Below are 19,011 nucleotides of genomic sequence, written 5' to 3'. Positions count from 1 at the left end.
CATGATTGAACTATCTGCAGAAGAAATCGCGACCATTACCGGCGGCAGGCTCACCGGCGCCGTCGACCCTGCCACCATCGTGACCTCGGTTGTTACGGATTCGCGCGAGGCCGTCGATGGCTCACTTTATGTGGCGAAGCCGGGCGAAAAGGCGGACGGGCACAGTTTTATCGGCCAGGCTTTCGACGCCGGCGCGGCACTGACGCTGGCAGAGCGCCCGGTGTCCAGCCCCACCGGTGCTGGGTACCCATCGGTTATTGTCGACGACGCCGTACTCGCCATGGGTGCGCTTGCCGCCGCCGTAGTGAACAGGCTTCGTGCGGCCGGTCCGCTGACGGTAATTGGAATTACGGGTTCGGCCGGGAAAACGACTACAAAGGATCTGTTGGCGGGAATTTTGAGCCGCGAAGCGCCGGCAGTGGCGCCGATCGGGTCGTACAACGGAGAAGTCGGAGTGCCACTGACAGTTTTTGCCGCGGATTTCTCCACCCGCTACCTCATCATCGAGATGGGGGCCACCGGCATCGGACACATCCGCTACCTTGCGGAGATGGTCAAGCCGGACGTCGGCGTCGTACTGGTCGTCGGATCGGCGCATGCCGGGGAGTTCGGATCGGTCGAGAATATCGCCATCGCCAAGGGCGAATTGGTGGAGGCGCTGGCGCCGTCCGGCACGGCGGTCCTGAATGCGGATGATTTCAGGGTTGCGGCCATGAAGGCCCGCACCAAGGCCGGTGTACTTTGCTTCAGCTCCGACGAAAGCCTGCAGAGTGCCGATGTGCCGGGAGAGCTCCTGCTTGCGACGGGGCTGGAAACCACTGCGGAGGGGCATCCTGCCTTTGACATTGCTTTCCCGGACGGGAGCAGCGGACATATCGAGTCGAAGCTGCTCGGTGCTCACCACGTTACCAATCTGCTCGCCGCTGCCTCAGCGGCCAACGCGGCGGGAATCAGTGGAAACAGGATTGTTGAAGCCTTGAGCGGACAGGCGCCGGCGAGCCGCTGGCGGATGGAACGGACCGAAAGGGACGACGGCGTCACCGTCATCAATGACGCGTATAACGCGAATCCGGACTCCATGCGCGCCGCCCTGCGGACTCTCGCCGAACTGGGACGGGGGCGCAGGACCTGGGCGGTGCTGGGCGAAATGCTCGAACTGGGCAACGAGTCGATCGAAGAGCACGACGCCGTGGGCCGCACCGTCGTCCGGTTGAACATTTCCCGGCTGGTGGTCGTTGGCTCCGGCGCCAAACCGATCCATAATGGAGCCGTGCTCGAGGGATCTTGGGGCGATGAGGCCGCCTACGTTGCGGACATGGATGCGGCCGAGGAGCTCCTGCAGGCTGAGTTGCAGCCCGGGGACCTGGTCTTGTTCAAATCCTCCAACGGTGCGGGACTGCATATTCTGGGCGATCGGATAGCATTGCCACCGAACAACTTGGCTTCCGCTGCGGCTCCGTCCGGTGTGGAAGTGGACGACATCCAGGCCACGCAGGAAGGGAGTGCGCAGTCGTGATCACTTTGCTCATCGGCGGTGCTCTGGCCTTGATCTTCGCGTTGGTCGGGACCCCGCTGTTCATCAAGCTGCTGGTCAACCGCGGCTATGGACAGTTCATCCGCGACGATGGGCCAACCACACACCATACGAAGCGCGGAACCCCCACCATGGGCGGCGCCGTCGTCGTCGCATCGGTGGTGGCATCCTATTTCCTCACGCATCTGATCATATTTCTGATCAATCCCGACAACACCGGACCCTCCGTCTCCGGCGGACTGCTATTGCTGTTGATGGTCGGTATGGGGCTCGTCGGTTTCCTGGATGACTTCATCAAAATCTCGAAGCAACGCAGTCTTGGCTTGAATGCAGCGGCGAAAATCACGTTGCAGAGCGCCGTCGGCATTTTGTTCGCCGTGCTCGCATTGAATTTCCCCGACAGTCGTGGCCGGACGCCTGCCTCCACCGCTATCTCATTCGTCCGGGATACGTGGGTCGATCTGGCTTTTGCCGGATCCATCATCGGCGTGATTCTCTTCATCATCTGGTCCAACCTGATCGTCACGGCGGCTACGAACGGCGTCAACCTGACGGACGGCCTGGACGGTCTGGCCGCCGGTGCGTGCGTCATGGTCTTCAGTGCCTATCTGCTGATGGGCATCTGGCAGCAGAACCAGAACTGCGGGTCACCGGGGGTCACAGGAGCCTGCTATGAGGTGCGCGATCCATTCGATCTCGCCATGCTCGCTGGAGCGCTTTGCGGTGCCCTGATCGGCTTTCTGTGGTGGAACACTTCGCCGGCAAAAATCTTCATGGGCGACACCGGTTCGCTGGCACTGGGCGGCGCCCTTGCAGGATTTGCGATCCTGTCGCGCACCGAACTGCTGCTGGCGATTATTGCCGGACTGTTCGTGATCATCACCCTTTCCGTCATCCTGCAGGTGGGTTTCTTCAAAATCTCCCGTGGTAAGCGGATCTTCAAGATGGCGCCACTGCAGCATCACTTCGAACTCAAGGGATGGGCCGAAGTGACCATTGTCGTCCGGTTCTGGATTGTCTGCGGGCTCTGCGTCGCCAGCGGCCTCGGCATCTTCTACGCCGAATGGCTGGTCGCGCTGTGAGTGCGGACCGTTTGGCTGAGCTGACCAGCTGGGACTCCGACTGGGCCGGGCTGCGTGTTGTCGTTACCGGAATTGGCGTGTCAGGCTTTTCCGCAGCCGACACGCTGGCTGAACTGGGCGCCCAGGTCGTCGTCGTCGATGCCACAACAGACGCTGAAGCCAAGGCCAAAGCGGATACGCTCAAAATCGTCGGAGTCCAGGAAGTTTTCCTGGGGGCTGAGTATCGCGAATCGCTTCCTGACGTCTCCGGAAGTGCGCCGGATCTGGTGGTGACATCGCCGGGATGGAGTCCGCGGAATCCGCTGTTGGCAGCCGCGGCCAAAGCGGGCATCGCCATCTGGGGCGACGTCGAACTTGCCTGGCGGCTGCGCCAGCGCGAGGGACGGACGGCGGCACCCTGGCTGACCATCACCGGCACCAACGGTAAGACGACGACGGTTGGACTGACCGAAGCGATGCTGCAGGCTGCTGGCAAACGCGCTATCGCCGTCGGCAACGTCGGAACCCCTGTGCTGGATGCCATCCGGGACCCTGACGGATACGACGTGCTCGCCGTCGAACTTTCCAGTTTTCAACTTCATTGGTCGCACAGCCTGTCACCGCTGGCCAGCGTTTGCCTCAATGTCGCCGAGGATCATGTCGACTGGCATGGGTCCTACAGCCAATACCTTGCGGATAAGGCCAAGGTCTACGCGAACACCCAGGTGGCCGCGGTCTACAATGCCGAGGCGCCCGAAACCGAGCGGATGGTCGAGGAAGCCGATGTCGTCGAGGGTTGCCGGGCCATCGGGTTTACCACCAACACTCCTGCCCTGAGCATGGTCGGCGTGGTCGACAACCTGCTCGTGGACCGGGCCTACATCGAGAACCGGCGCGAAGCCGCTGCCGAGCTGGCAAAGCTGGATGATTTTGAACACGGTGCTGCCCGGCACATGGTGGCCAATGCTCTCGCCGCGGCAGCGCTGGTCCGTGCCTGCGGGGTCGAACCGGAGGCTGTCCGGGCCGGCATCCGTAATTACAGTCCCGGTGCGCACCGGATACAGCTGGTGGCACACTATGCCGGCGTGAAGTGGGTGAACGACTCCAAGGCCACAAACCCGCATGCTGCCGACGCATCGCTCGGCGCCTTCGGTTCCGTGATCTGGATCGCCGGCGGGCTATCCAAGGGAGTCGACTATGACGAACTGGTTGCCAGGCATTCTGCGCGGTTGAAGACAGTAGTGCTGATAGGGGCGGACAGCAGTGCGCTGAAAGCTTCATTGCGGCGACACGCACCGGATGTTCCGGTGATTGAGGCGATGCCGCGCCAAACTGAAGGGGAACAGCCGGACACCTCCGGTATGGCGCTGACCGGGAACGGCGGCAATGTCATGTCGGCGGCGGTGGCAGCAGCAGCGGAGGCAGCCGGAGACGGAGACACCGTGCTGATGGCACCGGCGGCTGCATCGATGGACCAGTTCTCTTCCTACGCGCATCGCGGTAACGCTTTTATCGAAGCAGTTCGTGAGTACGTGGAGGGGCAGGCGCAGACCACTAAGGAGTTCTAATGGTCACCACGCCCACCCGGCCGACCGCCGGAAAGGCCGCGGGCCGCACCCCTGCCAGACCCGGCATCAGGCGGAGTCCCGCCGGCAACCGCGGCAATACTGCAGATTCACGGCCCCAACAGGGCAATGGGACCGGCGGGAACGCTAACGCCGGGAACAACACGTTGCCGGACAAGCTTAGCCGGATGTGGACATTCCTGGAGGGCAGCGACCGGAAAGCCAGCGGGTCCAGTTACTATCTGATCGTCGGTGCCACATTGGCCTTGACCGCCATCGGACTCATGATGGTACTTTCGGCCTCCTCGGTGGAATCCATTGCGTCGGGACTCTCGCCGTATGCGCTGCTGATAAAACAGTCCATCTATGCCGCCGTGGGGCTGGTCATGATGTTCGTCCTGTCCAGGATCAGTATCAGAGGTCTGAAGAAATTGGCCTGGCCGGCGCTTGGTTTGTCATTCGTGCTGCTGCTGTTGGTCTTTTCGCCGCTTGGTTATGGCGTAGGCGGTAACCGGAACTGGATTGGAGTCGGCCAGTTCAGCGCCCAGCCGTCAGAGGCGGCCAAGCTTGCGCTGGCCCTCTGGATGGCGACGGTGCTCGCGCGGAAGGCGAAGCTTATCCACCAGTGGAAGCACGTGTTGATCCCCGTCGTTCCGGTCGCTGTGCTGGCCGTCTTCCTCGTCATCCTGGGCCGGGACCTGGGAACCGCATTGATCATCATGCTCATTGTTGCGGCGGCCCTGTTTTTTGCCGGCGCGCCGGGCCGGATGTTCGTGATTGCAGCGCTGACCGGAGCGGGCGCGGCTCTGGTCCTGACCTTGACCAGCGCCCACCGGATGGAACGCGTGGCCAACTGGCTGCGCGGTGTCTGCCCCATTGGCGAAGCAGGGTGCTATCAGTCCACCAACGGGTTGTACGCGTTGGCCTCCGGCGGCTGGACCGGCGTGGGACTCGGGCAGGGACAACAAAAGTGGAGTTGGATCCCCGAAGCCCACAACGACTTCATTTTCGCCATCATCGGCGAGGAACTTGGCCTGGTCGGAACCCTCGTGGTCGTGGCGCTCTTCGGCATCCTGGCCGTCGCCATCGTTCGTGTCATCATGCGGCATGATGATCCGTTCGTGCGTATTCTCAGCGGTTCCATCATGGTGTGGATTATCGGGCAGGCATTCGTGAATGTCGGTATGGTGACGGGTCTTCTTCCGGTAATCGGCGTGCCGCTGCCGTTCATTTCATACGGTGGTTCGGCTTTGGTTTTCGCATTGGCCGGAATCGGAGTCATTCTCGCCTTTGCCCGTAAGACTCCTGCAAATGTGGAAAGCAGTTCATGACGAATCCAGTCCTTTCCGTTGTACTCGCCGGCGGCGGTACGGCGGGGCACATCAGTCCGCTGCTGGCGATCGCGGAGGCGGTGAAAGACCGCTCACCGGAGGCGCGGATCCTCGCCGTCGGAACCACCGCCGGTATGGAAACCACAATCGTGCCTGCTGCCGGGTACGAGCTTGCCACCATTCCGCGGGTGCCGATGCCGCGCAGTCCATCGGCCGACCTGCTCAAGCTGCCCCTGCGGCTCTATCGGGCCATCCGGGACTCGGCACGGATTCTCGACTCGGCACAAGCCTCTGTGCTCGTGGGTGTCGGCGGCTACGTGTCGGCCCCGATGTATATTGCCGCGCGGAGAAAGCGGATTCCGATCGTGATCCATGAAGCGAATGCGCGCCCCGGACTGGCCAACCGCCTTGGTGCACGCTGGGCGGAAGCCGTCGCCGTGGCGTTCGAAAACACCCGGCTTCCGCGGGCGGAGTGGGTCGGTATGCCCATGCGTTCCGCCATCGCGCATCTGGACCGGGCGCAACGGCGCCCCGCCGCCCGGAGCAGGCTTGGGCTGGCTCCGGACAAACCGACCGTGATAATAACCGGCGGTTCATCCGGAGCCGCCAGCATTAACCGGACAATCGCCGGTTCCCTGGAGGTCTTCGCTGCGGCAGGAATCCAGGTACTGCACATCACCGGCCGCGGCAAACAGAATCTCGATGGGGCCGGCAAGCCGGTGGAAAGTGAACAGTACCGGCAGTTGGAATACTCTGACGGCATGCAGGACGTTTATGCCGCCGCCGACCTGCTCATCGCCAGGGCTGGAGCGGCGACGGTCTGCGAAGTCAGCGCCGTTGGTCTTCCCTCGGTGCTGGTTCCGCTGCCGCACGGCAACGGCGAGCAGGCGCTCAATGCTGCAGGTCTCGTCGCCGCCGGTGGTGCCCTCCTGGTCCCGGACGCGGCCTTCACACCGGAATGGATAGCCGGACATATCCCTCAACTCTTTGCGGATCCTTCGACTCTCGCCAAAATGAGTGCCGCCGCAACCGGAATGGGCATTAGAGACGCCGACGAGCGGATGGCCGGGCTGGTCGCCGGAGCGGCGGGCGAGTCGTGAAGTTTTCGCCTACCCCTTCCGTCCAGAATCTCGGCCGTGTCCACTTCATAGGCATCGGCGGAGCTGGGATGTCGGCCATTGCCCGGATCCTGTTGGCCAGATCCATTCCGGTATCCGGTTCGGATGCGCGCGACTCAGATGGCCTGCGCCAACTTGCCGGGCTTGGGGCAACGGTGCACGTCGGGCACAGCGCCGAATACGCAGCCGCTGCCGACACGGTCGTCGTCTCCACTGCTATCCGGGAGGACAACCCGGAATTCCGGGCAGCCGCTGAAGCAGGCCTGCCCATCATCCACCGGTCCCAGGCATTGGCGGCGGCGATGGAGGGAAAGCAGATCATTGCCGTGGCGGGAACGCATGGCAAAACGACGACGACGGCAATGATCACCGTAATGCTGCACAAGGCTGGACTGGATCCGTCCTTTGCCGTGGGCGGCGATGTTGCCGCTCTTGGCGTCAATGCCGCGCACGGAGAAGGCAGGTTCTTCGTCGCCGAGGCGGACGAGTCGGACGGATCGTTCCTTAACTACCGTCCCGCCATCGCCGTCGTCACCAACGTGGAACCGGACCATCTTGATTACTACGGATCTGCCAGTGCCGTGTATTCGGCCTTTGACGGATTCGTGGACAGGCTGCCTGCTTCCGGGACGTTGATTGCCTGTGCCGATGATGCCGGAGCGATGCAGCTAGTGGACCGGATGCAGGACCGGTTCCGTGATAGTGATGATGCCCCGGCCGTGCTCACTTATGGTTATTCAGATTCTGCCGATGTTCGGATTACAGCGCAGTCGGCCGCGGATCGTTCCAGCGCCTCCAGTCTGGAATTCCTCGTTGCTGGTTCTCCTGTGCAGCAACCTCTCTCGCTGGCCGTTCCCGGCAGGTACAACGTCCTCAATGCAGCCGCTGCTTTTGCCGTCGGTTTGCGCGCAGGGCTCGAGCCTGGACCGGCAGCGTCCGGACTCGCGGCGTTTTCCGGTGCCTCCCGGCGGTTCGAATTCAAGGGGGAAGCGAATGGCGTCCGCGTATTCGACGATTATGCGCATCATCCGACGGAGGTGCTGGCCGTCCTGACGGCGGCGCGGACGGTGGCAGGCGGAAACCGCGTGCATGTATTGTTCCAGCCGCACTTGTTTTCCCGTACCAGGGAGTTTGCACCCGAATTCGCATCCGCCCTCGGACTGGCCGACACAGTATCCGTACTCGATATCTATCCGGCCCGTGAGGATCCGATTGAGGGTGTGACGAGCAGGCTGATCGCGGACAGGATCGGCGATGACGCGTACCAGCCGGATGCTGGCAGTGCCGCGGCCAACGTAGCGGGACGCGCCCATCCGGGAGACATCATCCTCACCGTAGGCGCCGGTGATGTAACGCGGTATGGTCCGCAAATCTTGACAAACCTCGGCAAAGGGACGGAGGCCGACAATGGGAACTGACAATAAGCCAAGGGTGCCCCGGTCCGGTTCCGGTTCCACCCGGCTGCGCACCAGCCGGCGTAGTCAGATGACTGAGCCGGCGGCCGGCACAGTGGAAGCCGGAGACACCATGGTGGAAGTTGGTGCCGAGGAAACGACTGTGGATGAGCCGGCTGGCGCGGAATCGGCTCCCGCGCAGGATTCGGTGGTGAAACTTCCGCGGTCGAAGCGGTGGCGCCGCCGTCGGAATTGGCTGATCGGACTTGGCACCGCCGTCGTCGTCATTGGCGGTCTGATCGCCGCGGTCATTTTTACGCCGATATTCGCGGTCAAAAACATTACGGTTGATGGAACCAAACTGGCGTCTGAAAGCACGATTCTAAAAAAGCTCGACTCTCTGAGGCAGGTTCCGTTGCCGCAGATCAGTACCGGTGAGGTGCATTCGTTGGTCTCCGATGTGCCGCAGGTGCGCGAAGTCAGCATTGAAGCCAGCCCACCATCCACTCTGGTGGTGCATATTGAAGAGCGCGTCCCGGTGGCAGTGCTGAAAGACGGCAATGAATTCAAACTGATCGACGAGGAAGGCACCAGGCTGGGAACTGTCAAGGACAGGGCCGATGCGCCATATCCGTTGATCGATGGAGACCAGAAAGATCTTGGCGATGATATTTTCCGTGCGACGACGGCGGTACTCAGCGCCTTGCCGCCCGACATCCTGGGCAAAATGGAGCACGCTTCCGCCGAATCCGTGGATTCAGTGGAGCTGACCCTGGAAAACGGAAAGCGTGTTTTGTGGGGAAATGCCGAGCGCAGCAAGCTTAAAGCCAAGGTGCTGGGTATCCTCCTCGAGGAGACCGGGGCAAAGCCTTCGGAGGGGGAGCAGCTGGAGCCTCAACCGCCGATAGAGGTCTACGACGTCAGCGCACCCACGAGACCGGTCACGCGATAATTCCGTGCCCGGTGGCGTTAGTTGTGCCGGTGCAAGCGATGGGATTTTAAGTTTCACGCGACACGCGGCACCGGTCATTGCAAGAGCATCCGATGACCCATAGCGTCTCGGTTAAGGAGTTACTTGACATAACTATAACCCTCAAGTAGAGGGTTAGGGTTAAGAAAACAAGCTTTAGGCCGCTGAACGCGACCGGCTCCAGCAAGATCAGTCAGTGCAGAGATTCGAACAAGGGACACAGGACGTGGCAGCACCGCAGAATTACTTGGCCGTCATAAAGGTCGTCGGCATCGGCGGCGGTGGAGTGAACGCCGTCAACCGAATGATCGAGGTTGGACTCCGTGGCGTGGAGTTCATTGCCATCAACACCGATGCGCAGGCTCTGCTGATGAGCGACGCAGACGTCAAACTCGACGTCGGGCGTGAGCTTACCCGCGGGCTGGGCGCCGGCGCCGATCCAGAAGTGGGCCGCAAGGCCGCCGAAGACCATCAGGATGAAATCGAAGAAGTGCTCCGAGGGGCGGATATGGTGTTCGTCACCGCAGGTGAGGGTGGTGGAACCGGTACGGGAGGTGCGCCAGTTGTCGCGCGTATCGCCCGCTCCCTGGGTGCGCTGACCATCGGTGTCGTGACCCGTCCCTTCACCTTTGAAGGGCGCCGCCGTTCCAATCAGGCGGAATCCGGCATTGACTCGCTGCGCGACGAGGTTGATACCTTGATCGTCATTCCCAATGACAGGCTTCTGTCCATCAGTGATCGTAACGTCTCGATGCTGGACGCCTTCCGCTCTGCGGACCAGGTGCTGCTTTCCGGTGTGCAGGGCATTACCGACCTGATCACGACGCCGGGGTTGATCAACCTTGACTTCGCCGACGTGAAGTCCGTCATGCAGGGTGCAGGCTCGGCGCTGATGGGTATCGGCTCGGCCCGTGGCGACGACCGGGCGGTCAAGGCAGCGGAACTTGCCATCGCTTCGCCGCTGCTGGAGGCTTCCATCGACGGTGCACACGGCGTGCTGCTGTCCATCCAGGGCGGGTCCGACCTCGGTCTCTTTGAGATCAATGAGGCGGCCAGGCTGGTCCAGGAAGTCGCACACCCGGAGGCAAACATCATCTTCGGTGCGGTCATCGACGATGCGCTGGGCGACGAAGCACGGGTAACCGTCATCGCGGCCGGATTCGACAACGTGGATACAACATCCGCGCCAGCCGTTCCTGCCCAGGAAGAGCAGCAGAGGCCCGAGGCGGCACCGATGCCCGCAACCGTCGGAGCCGGCGCGTGGTCCAGCAACTACCAGCAGGGCCAAGGCAGTCAGCTTCCGGCCGACGCAGGGTTTGATGTCGACCTCCCCGCCGTCGTCGAGCCCGAGGGCAACGGCCGCGTCCGTCACGACGATCTGGATGTGCCGGACTTCCTGAAGTAATACGGCGGACTGAGGCAGTGTTCTGGTGGCGCCGGCAGGTCGCTGACGGGCTATGGGTGGCGTTCACCGACGCCGGGGCGGGAAATCTTGCCCTGCACGTCGGCGATGACGCCCCTGGAGTCCGGCAGCGCCGCTCACGTCTGGCAGCCGCAATGGACAAACCACCGGAATCGCTGCTGTTTATGAATCAGGTGCATTCGGCGCATGTCGTATGGGCGGATCAGCTTGTCCCTGCTGGACCGCCCAACGACGGCGGCGCCCAACCCGGCGCCGACGCTATGGTGTCTCCTGGCGGACTTCATCCAATGGCAGTGATGGTGGCGGATTGTGTTCCGGTGGTGCTTGCCGGCTTCAATGCAGAGAGCGGGATGGTGACAGGAACCGCCGTGGTCCATGCCGGCCGCCAGGGACTTTACGACGGCGTCGTTCCCGCGGCGGTCCGCGAACTGCGGTGCACCGCCACCGGTGAACTCAAAGCCTGGATTGGACCTGCCATTTGCGGACAATGTTATGAAGTCCCTGAAGAGATGGCCGATTCCGTAGCGGCCCAGGTCCCCGGAACCAGGACGACGACCAGACAGGGAACAGCCGGACTTGACTTGCGCGGGGGTGTGAGCAGCCAGTTGGCTGGCCTCGACGTCGTCGTCGAACAGATCGATGGGTGCACCATGGAGGAAGGCCGGCTGTTTTCGTACCGGCGCGATCATCGGACGGGACGATTCGCAGGATTGGTGTGGCGTGAGCAGACAGGATGAATTGGCGGGCGGCCTTCAGTCGGTAAGGCAGCGGATTGCCAGCGCGGTATCGGAGGCCGGCCGTGAAACAGATCCGGCATTAATCGTTGTCACGAAATTCTTTCCTGCATCGGACGTTGCAGTCCTGGCGACCCTCGGGGTCAAAGACGTGGGGGAGAACCGTGACCAGGAAGCGTCCGCTAAAGCGGCAGAGGCGGCAGCGGATCCTGAGTGTGCAGAGTTGCGCTGGCATTTCATCGGGCAGTTGCAAAGCAAGAAGGCAAAATCGGTCGTCCGGTATGCCTACGCAGTTCATTCCATCGACCGGTCTTCGGTGATTAAAGCACTCAACAAAGCCATGGCAACGGAACAACAGTCGCGGCAGGACGCAGGCTCGGGGCCGAGGGAGAATCTGAAGTGCTTCATCCAGGTCAATCTGGATGAGACCGGCGGCGCCACTGACCAGGACGTTTCAGCGGAACAGAGCGCGGAGCGCGGCGGGGCGGCTCCGGCGGACGTGCTGGCGCTGGCAAACAAAATCGAGAATGCCGAATACCTTGACCTGGCCGGCGTGATGGCCGTTGCGCCGCTGGGCAGCGACCCCGATGCCGCCTTCGGCAGGCTGGCGGATATTTCGCAGCAACTGAGACGTGAATACCCGCATGCCGGTGCTGTTTCGGCAGGCATGAGCGGGGACCTCGAACAAGCCATAAAACACGGGGCGACACACCTGCGTGTCGGTTCCAATGTCCTCGGTCCGCGCCCCGGTTTACGGTAGCGTTCCAGCTAGGGCACACAACTGGGCGCCATTGACAAATCAGCGCTTTAATTTGGCACGATAGGAGCTAACCATGGCTGGTGCATTGCGCAAGACAATGATCTATCTTGGGCTCGCCGATGGTGACGAGCACTACGAGCCTGAGCAACATCACTCGGGACACAAGAATGAGGACTATTCAGTGGACTATGATCGCGACGAGCACCGCACGGAGTCATCTGCCGTGGAATCAAACCGGGTGGCAGAGGATGAATACCGTGCTCCGGTGACCCCCATTAAGCGTGCACCCTCATCAAAGGAAGAGACCTACGGGTTGCGGCAAATCACCACCATCCATCCCCGCTCCTATAACGACGCCAAGCTGATCGGTGAAAGTTTCCGCGATGGCGTCCCGGTGATCATGAACGTCACGGACATGGGTGAAGCGGACGCCAAGCGACTGGTTGACTTCTCTGCAGGACTGGTTTTCGGACTGCATGGAAGCATTGAGCGCGTCACCAATAAGGTGTTCCTTCTCTCACCCTCAAATGTCGAAGTCCTTGGCGATGACAAGAGCGTCAGCGACAACCAGGCCAGCTTCTTCAATCAAAACTAGGGACCTCCCGTCTGTGCCGTTACTATGGGGTACGTCCTGTTATCTGGTGTCTGTAAGGAATGTGGCTGACGCGTGAGTATTGTTTTGTCGCTGCTGTACGTGGTCCTGCTGTTGTTTCTCCTCGCCCTGCTGATTCGATTGATTTTCGACTGGGTGCAGGTCTTTGCCCGTGACTGGAAGCCAAAGGGGCTGGCACTTGTTCTGGCGTCCGGCGTTTATTCGGTAACAGATCCTCCGCTACGGAAATTGCGCCGGGTCATGCCCCCGCTCCGTCTGGGAAATATCTCGCTGGACCTCGCGTTCCTGGTTCTGGTGCTGGCCACCTACATTGCCATGTCGATCGTCTCGGCATCGGCGTCGGCCGCTGCCGGGGCACTTTAGGAACTTCATGGAGGTTAGTCTTCGTAATCTAAAAGATATACTCTGATTCACATATAGAGTGAACTAAGTTTGATAAAAGATCGGTACCGTAAGCGACGACGGCCGCGGCAGGTCGTTGCAGATATAACCAGTATGAGGTGACCAGATGGCGCTAACGCCAGAAGATGTTGTCAATAAGCGGTTCCAGCCCACCAAATTCCGTGAGGGCTATGACCAGGACGAGGTCGACGATTTCCTTGATGAAATCGTCGTCGAGCTGCGCCGTCTGAACCAGGAGAACGACGAGCTGCGCAAGAAGCTTGCGGATGCTGATGCGAGCCCGAAGACCCAGGCTGTGGCCGCGCCCGTCCCTGCCGCCGAGGCAGCGCCTGCGGAAAAGAAGGAAACGGAACAGGTCAAGGAACCCGAGCCCGCGGTCGAAGAGGCACCGGCGAAGGCCGAGCCGGCCGCTCCTGCCCAGCAGCAGCCCACTTCCGAATCCGCGGCCGGAGTTCTGGCCATGGCTCAGCGGCTGCACGACGAATATGTCAATGCCGGTGTCGAACAGCGCGACAAGATCATTGCCGAGGCGCAGGTCGAAGCCCACGGGTTGGTCAACGACGCTCAGGAGAAGAGCCGCAAGACTCTCGGCGAACTTGAACAGCAGCGTTCGGTACTGGAGCGCAAGGTTGAGCAACTGCGTGGCTTTGAGCGTGACTACCGCTCACGTCTGAAGGCCTACATCGAAGGACAGCTGCGCGACCTTGACGCCCGCGGTTCCGTCGCCTCTGCAGACTCCACCGATAAATCCGAAGTGTAATTTTCGAATTTTCTCATCAAGTGCAATGGCCGGCGACTGAGTCCTACTCAGAAGCCGGCCATTGTTCTTAAGCATCACGAAAGCGCCATGACAGATAATTCCCCTGGCACGCCGGAGGCCGCCGGCGGCAAGAACCCCGTTGCGGGTTCCGCAGCCGATGTCAACACCGGTACATCCGGCGACGTCGGCCGCAGGCGGAAGAGGAGCACTTGCCTGCTGATAATGGCCGCGGCCGGACTTTTCGCCTACGCATTCGATCAAGTCACCAAGCTGTGGGTCGTGGCAACGATGACGGAAGGGGAGATAACAGAGGTCCTCCCGCCGGTCCTCAGCTGGCATTTCATCCGCAACTCCGGCGCCGCATTCTCGATCGGAGAGGATGTGACCTGGATTTTCACCATCATCCAAGCGGCCGTGCCACTGATCGTCTTTTGGCTCAGCCGGCGTCTCGGATCCTTTTGGTGGTCCATCGCCTTCGGGCTCCTGGCTGCCGGAGCGTTGGGCAATCTGACCGACCGGTTGTTCCGTGAACCGTCTTTCGGAATGGGACACGTCGTCGACTTTATTGCCTTTCCGAACTTCGCTATTTTCAACATCGCCGACTCGGCCGTCGTCGGAGCCGTCATTTTGATCTGCATCCTGACTTTTAAGGGAATCGGTCTTGATGGACAGCCCGTGACGGAGGAAGACAATGACAGCCGCCGCGGCGGGAAGCGCTCAACCCGCGGGCATCCAGACGGTGGCCAGGACAAGGGCAGCCAAGGAAACCACGGAGGAAGATAATGCGTCACTCCATCCAGGTTTCCGAGGAGAACGCCGGGCAACGTGCAGACGCCGGCATAGCAAGCCTGCTGGGCGTCTCCCGGTCCGCTGCTGCCGCGATGTGCAGCGAGGGGCACGTCTCCGCCAACGGTTCGGTCCTGGGAAAATCCGACCGGCTCGAGGCGGGCAGCTGGTTGGAAATCCAGATTCCGGAACGCCGGGACCCCTTGGAGGTGGTCGCGCAACCTATCGATGACATGGCGATCCTGGCCGACGAGGAAGACTACGTCGTCATCGATAAGCCGGTGGGTGTTGCGGCCCATCCGTCTCCGGGGTGGGTTGGGCCTACAGTTGTGGGCGGGCTTGCCGCCGCCGGTTTCAGGATTTCGACGTCGGGATCCAGGGAACGGGCGGGCATAGTGCACCGGCTCGATGTCGGCACCTCGGGTGTGATGGTGGTTGCCAAAACGGAATCGGGATACACAAACCTCAAGCGTGCTTTCAAAGAACGCACGGTCGAGAAGGTCTATCACGCTCTCGTCCAGGGACTCCCGGACCCGCTCTCCGGCACCATCGACGCACCGATCGGCCGTCATCCGGGGCACGATTGGCGCTTTGCCGTCATCGAAGACGGCCGTCCGTCAATCACCCACTATGAGGTTATTGAAGCCTTTGGCAGGGCATCGCTCGTTGAGGTTCACCTGGAAACCGGCAGGACGCATCAGATCAGGGTGCATTTCTCTGCGCTGAAGCACCCCTGCGCTGGGGACCTCACATACGGAGCCGACCCACGATTGGCGGCCACCCTCGGCCTGACAAGGCAATGGCTGCACGCCCGCTCGCTTGCCTTCAGCCAGCCGGGCACCGGCGACCGCGTGGAGTATGTCAGCGATTATCCTCAGGATCTGCAGTATGCATTGCAGGCTCTGCTCGAAACCACCCGCTGACATTCCAGTCTCCGAGCCCGGCGGACTGGAGCAATCCTTCCTTCTCCGGCGACGCCTGTCGAACCCGGCCTGTTGTCCCATCTAGACTGTTGACGTGGCACCTACTAAGACAAAAGATTCATTCGTACACCTGCACAATCACACCGAGTACTCCATGTTGGACGGTGCCGCCCGCTTAACCGATCTGTTTGAGCAGACCGAAGCGCTGGGCATGAACTCACTCGCCACCACCGACCATGGATTCGTTTTCGGCGCCTTCGATTTCTGGTCCAAGGCGAAGTCCGCCGGTATCAAGCCAATTATCGGCGTCGAAGCGTATGTCACTCCCGGAACCGCGCGGCAGGACCGAACCCGTGTCCAATGGGGTAATGGCGGCCGGGGTGACGTCTCCGGTGCGGGCGCTTACACGCACATGACACTGCTGGCCTCAAGTACGGAGGGCATGCATAACCTTTTCCGGATGTCTTCGCTGGCGTCGCTGGAAGGCTTTCTATATAAGCCCCGTATGGACCGGGAATTGCTCAACACGTACGGCAAGGGGCTCATTGCCACCACTGGGTGCCCGTCCGGCGAGGTGCAGACCCGGCTGCGTTTGGGACAATACAAGGAAGCCGTCGCGGCCGCCGCTGAGATGCGTGACATCTTTGGAGCGGAAAACTACTACTGCGAGTTGATGGACCACGGTCTGGACATCGAGCGCAACATCTCACAGGACCTGCTGAAGTTGGCCAAGGACCTCGGGCTCCCGCTGGTCGCCACCAACGACCTGCACTACACCAATGCCGAGGATGCAAAGGCGCACGCGGCACTGCTGTGCGTTCAATCGGGTGCGACCATGGCGGATCCCAAACGGTTTAAATTCGACGTCGACGAGTTCTACCTCAAGTCGCCCGCCGAGATGCGTTCCATCTTCCGTGACCACCCCGAAGCGTGCGACAACACCCTGCTGATCGCCGAGCGCTGTGAGGTGGAATTCGACACCAGTGCCAGCTACATGCCCCGCTTCCCGGTTCCCGAGGGCGAAAACGAGCAGTCCTGGTTCGTGAAGGAAGTCGAAAAGGGACTGCACTACCGGTATCCAGCCGGCATTCCTGACGATGTCCGCAAGCAGGCCGAATTCGAGGTCGGCGTCATCTCGCAGATGGGCTTCCCGGGTTACTTCCTGGTGGTCGCCGACTTCATCAACTGGGCGAAGAACAACGGTATCCGGGTCGGTCCGGGCCGCGGTTCCGGCGCCGGTTCCATGGTGGCCTACGCGATGCGCATCACCGACCTCGATCCGCTCAAGCACGGTCTGATCTTCGAGCGGTTCCTCAACCCCGAGCGCGTCTCCATGCCCGACTTCGACGTCGACTTTGACGATCGCCGCCGCTCCGAAGTGATCCGGTACGTCACCGAAAAGTACGGCGACGAGCGCGTGGCCATGATCGTCACCTACGGAACGATTAAGGCCAAGCAGGCGCTGAAAGACTCTTCCCGGGTGATGGGCTATCCGTTCTCCACCGGTGAGCGGCTGACCAAGGCCATGCCGCCGGACGTGATGGGCAAAGGCATCACGTTGCCCGAGGTGCACAATCCCGATTCGCCCCGGTATTCGGAGGCGGACGAGATGCGCGAATTGCTCAAGTCCGACCCCGATTCGCAGAAAGTCTTTGAGACGGCGCTGGGGCTGGAGGGGCTGAAACGCCAGTGGGGCGTGCACGCGGCCGGGGTGATCATGTCCTCGGATCCGCTGATCGACATCATCCCGATCATGCGCCGCGAGCAGGACGGGCAGGTCCTGACCCAGTTCGACTACCCGACCTGTGAAGGCCTTGGCCTGATCAAGATGGACTTTTTGGGTCTGCGGAACTTGACGATCATCACCGATGCGGTGGAGAACGTGAAGCTGAACAAGGACTTCGACCTGGAACTGGAGGACCTGGGGCTCGACGACAAAGAGTCCTATGAGCTGCTGGCCCGCGGTGACACCTTGGGCGTCTTCCAGCTCGACGGCGGCCCGATGCGCGCGCTGCTGAAACAGATGCGCCCGGACAACTTTGAAGACATCTCCGCCGTTATCGCGCTGTACCGGCCGGGACCGATGGGCGCGAACTCGCATACGAACTACGCGTTGCGCAAGACCGGCCTGCAGAAAGTCGAGCCAATCCACGCGGAGCTCGAAGTACCACTGGCGGAGATCCTGGGCGGAACGTACGGCCTGATCGTCTACCAGGAGCAGGTCATGGCGATCGCCCAGAAGGTGGCGGGCTACTCGCTTGGCCAAGCCGATATTCTGCGCCGGGCGATGGGCAAGAAGAAGAAAGCCGAGCTGGATAAACAGTACGTCGGCTTCGCTCAGGGCATGAAGGACAACGGCTACTCGGACGCTGCGGTCAAGACCCTCTGGGACATTCTGCTCCCGTTCTCCGATTACGCTTTCAATAAAGCCCATTCGGCCGCCTACGGCCTGGTGTCCTACTGGACGGCGTACCTGAAAGCCCACTATCCGGCCGAGTACATGGCTGCCCTGCTGACCAGCGTCGGTGACGACAAGGACAAGCTCGCCATGTACCTGAATGAGTGCCGCAGGATGGGCATCACGGTACTGCCGCCCGACGTCAACGAATCTGCCGTCAACTTCACACCTGTTGGCAAGGACATCCGCTTTGGGATGGCAGCAGTGCGCAACGTGGGCACCAACGTGGTCAACGCGATGACGGCGGCCCGCACCGAGAAGGGTAAATTCACCTCCTTCAACGACTTCCTGCAGAAGGTTCCCGCCGTCGTATGCAACAAGCGCACGATTGAATCTATGGTCAAGGCTGGAGCTTTCGACTCCCTCGGCCACCCCCGCCGTGCCCTCGCGATGATCCATGAGGAAGCCGTCGACTCGGTGGTGGCCGTCAAGCGCAAGGAAGCCGAGAACCAATTCGACTTCTTCTCGTTGATGGGTGAGGAGAACCCCGACGCCGGATTCGCGGTCGCTGTTCCGGAACTGCCGGAGTGGGACAAGAAGGACCTGCTGTCGTTTGAACGCGAGATGCTCGGCCTCTACGTCTCCGACCATCCGCTCAGCGGCCTGGAAAGCATACTCAGCCAGCACGCCGACTCCAGTATCACCCAGATCATTGGAGAAGAGGGACCGCCCGACGGCGCGATGGTCACGATCGCGGGCATGATCACCTCGCTGTCGCGCAGGATCGCCAAGAACAGCGGAAACGCCTACGCGCGGGCCGAGATCGAGGACCTGGGCGGGTCCATGGAAGTGATGTTCTTCGGCAAGGTATACGGGCCGATTTCGACCATCCTCGCCGAGGACCTCATCGTCGTCGTACGTGGCCGCCTCCAGCGCCGCGACGACGGCGCCGTCACCCTCAACGCGCAGGAGTTGACGGTTCCCGACCTGAGTGACGGGCATTCCGGTCCGGTGATGATTTCGATGATCAACCACAAGGCAACTGAAACCGTTGTGACGGAACTCGGTGACGTCCTCCGGAACCATCCTGGCACCACCGAGGTGCAGTTGAAATTGACTGGACCGCGAAAGGTCGAACTCCTCAGACTCGGCGTCGACCTGCGGGTCAGCCCAACGCCCTCCCTCTTCGGGGATCTGAAGGTGCTGCTCGGACCGGCGTGCCTGGATGCCGGGTAAGCA

16 protein-coding genes are annotated in these 19,011 nt (G+C 61.4%); all 16 read left to right on the top strand.

Annotated elements, in window-relative coordinates:
* The first annotated feature begins 1 nt into the window (after position 1).
* The 16 genes from ACX80B_RS10965 to dnaE all read left to right on the top strand — a co-directional run bounded on the left by ACX80B_RS10965 (position 2) and on the right by dnaE (position 19,008).
* Positions 2-1,516, top strand: coding sequence for a UDP-N-acetylmuramoyl-tripeptide--D-alanyl-D-alanine ligase (locus tag ACX80B_RS10965; RefSeq protein ID WP_459295977.1), 1,515 nt, complete (start codon positions 2-4; stop codon positions 1,514-1,516).
* Positions 1,513-2,616, top strand: a complete 1,104-nt coding sequence (mraY, locus tag ACX80B_RS10960) for a phospho-N-acetylmuramoyl-pentapeptide-transferase (protein WP_459295975.1) — start codon at positions 1,513-1,515, stop codon at positions 2,614-2,616. Before ACX80B_RS10965 ends, mraY begins: the two co-directional genes overlap by 4 nt.
* Positions 2,598-4,163, top strand: coding sequence for a UDP-N-acetylmuramoyl-L-alanine--D-glutamate ligase (gene murD, locus ACX80B_RS10955; RefSeq protein WP_459295973.1), 1,566 nt, complete (start codon positions 2,598-2,600; stop codon positions 4,161-4,163). The genes mraY and murD overlap by 19 nt, the downstream gene beginning before the upstream one ends.
* Entirely contained in the window at positions 4,163-5,491 is a 1,329-nt protein-coding gene (gene ftsW, locus ACX80B_RS10950) for a putative lipid II flippase FtsW (protein ID WP_459295971.1), read from the top strand. Before murD ends, ftsW begins: the two co-directional genes overlap by 1 nt.
* Complete coding sequence (murG, locus tag ACX80B_RS10945; protein ID WP_459295969.1) at positions 5,488-6,591, top strand: undecaprenyldiphospho-muramoylpentapeptide beta-N-acetylglucosaminyltransferase; 1,104 nt, start codon at positions 5,488-5,490, stop codon at positions 6,589-6,591. Before ftsW ends, murG begins: the two co-directional genes overlap by 4 nt.
* Positions 6,588-8,027 (top strand): UDP-N-acetylmuramate--L-alanine ligase, encoded by a 1,440-nt coding sequence (gene murC, locus ACX80B_RS10940; protein WP_459295967.1) that lies wholly within the window; start codon positions 6,588-6,590, stop codon positions 8,025-8,027. Before murG ends, murC begins: the two co-directional genes overlap by 4 nt.
* Complete coding sequence (locus ACX80B_RS10935) at positions 8,017-8,955, top strand: cell division protein FtsQ/DivIB (protein WP_459295965.1); 939 nt, start codon at positions 8,017-8,019, stop codon at positions 8,953-8,955. The genes murC and ACX80B_RS10935 overlap by 11 nt, the downstream gene beginning before the upstream one ends.
* 244 nt (positions 8,956-9,199) lie before the next feature.
* On the top strand, positions 9,200-10,378 hold the full coding sequence (gene ftsZ / locus ACX80B_RS10930; protein ID WP_459295963.1) for a cell division protein FtsZ: 1,179 nt from the start codon (positions 9,200-9,202) through the stop codon (positions 10,376-10,378).
* A gap of 17 nt (positions 10,379-10,395) precedes the next feature.
* Positions 10,396-11,133 (top strand): polyphenol oxidase family protein, encoded by a 738-nt coding sequence (locus ACX80B_RS10925; protein ID WP_459295961.1) that lies wholly within the window; start codon positions 10,396-10,398, stop codon positions 11,131-11,133.
* Positions 11,117-11,890 carry a YggS family pyridoxal phosphate-dependent enzyme gene (locus tag ACX80B_RS10920; RefSeq protein WP_459295960.1) on the top strand — a complete coding sequence of 258 codons (774 nt, stop codon included), beginning with the start codon at positions 11,117-11,119 and terminating at the stop codon, positions 11,888-11,890. Before ACX80B_RS10925 ends, ACX80B_RS10920 begins: the two co-directional genes overlap by 17 nt.
* 73 nt (positions 11,891-11,963) lie before the next feature.
* Positions 11,964-12,485: a cell division protein SepF gene (locus tag ACX80B_RS10915; protein ID WP_459295958.1), complete on the top strand. Its 522-nt coding sequence runs from the start codon at positions 11,964-11,966 to the stop codon at positions 12,483-12,485.
* A 72-nt stretch (positions 12,486-12,557) separates the two neighbouring features.
* Entirely contained in the window at positions 12,558-12,866 is a 309-nt protein-coding gene (locus ACX80B_RS10910; RefSeq protein WP_459295956.1) for a YggT family protein, read from the top strand.
* A 145-nt stretch (positions 12,867-13,011) separates the two neighbouring features.
* A complete protein-coding gene (locus tag ACX80B_RS10905; RefSeq protein ID WP_459295954.1) occupies positions 13,012-13,665 on the top strand; it encodes a DivIVA domain-containing protein in 654 nt (217 codons plus the stop codon).
* A gap of 87 nt (positions 13,666-13,752) precedes the next feature.
* Positions 13,753-14,448: a signal peptidase II gene (gene lspA, locus ACX80B_RS10900; protein ID WP_459295952.1), complete on the top strand. Its 696-nt coding sequence runs from the start codon at positions 13,753-13,755 to the stop codon at positions 14,446-14,448.
* The gene (locus ACX80B_RS10895; RefSeq protein ID WP_459295950.1) at positions 14,448-15,374 is read left to right on the top strand and encodes an RluA family pseudouridine synthase; all 927 of its coding nucleotides are present in this window, start codon (positions 14,448-14,450) and stop codon (positions 15,372-15,374) included. Before lspA ends, ACX80B_RS10895 begins: the two co-directional genes overlap by 1 nt.
* A gap of 94 nt (positions 15,375-15,468) precedes the next feature.
* Entirely contained in the window at positions 15,469-19,008 is a 3,540-nt protein-coding gene (gene dnaE / locus ACX80B_RS10890; protein ID WP_459295948.1) for a DNA polymerase III subunit alpha, read from the top strand.
* Positions 19,009-19,011: the final 3 nt, after the last annotated feature.

The organism is Arthrobacter monumenti (assembly GCF_054511255.1).
This window is presented reverse-complemented; position numbering and strand designations above follow the sequence as displayed.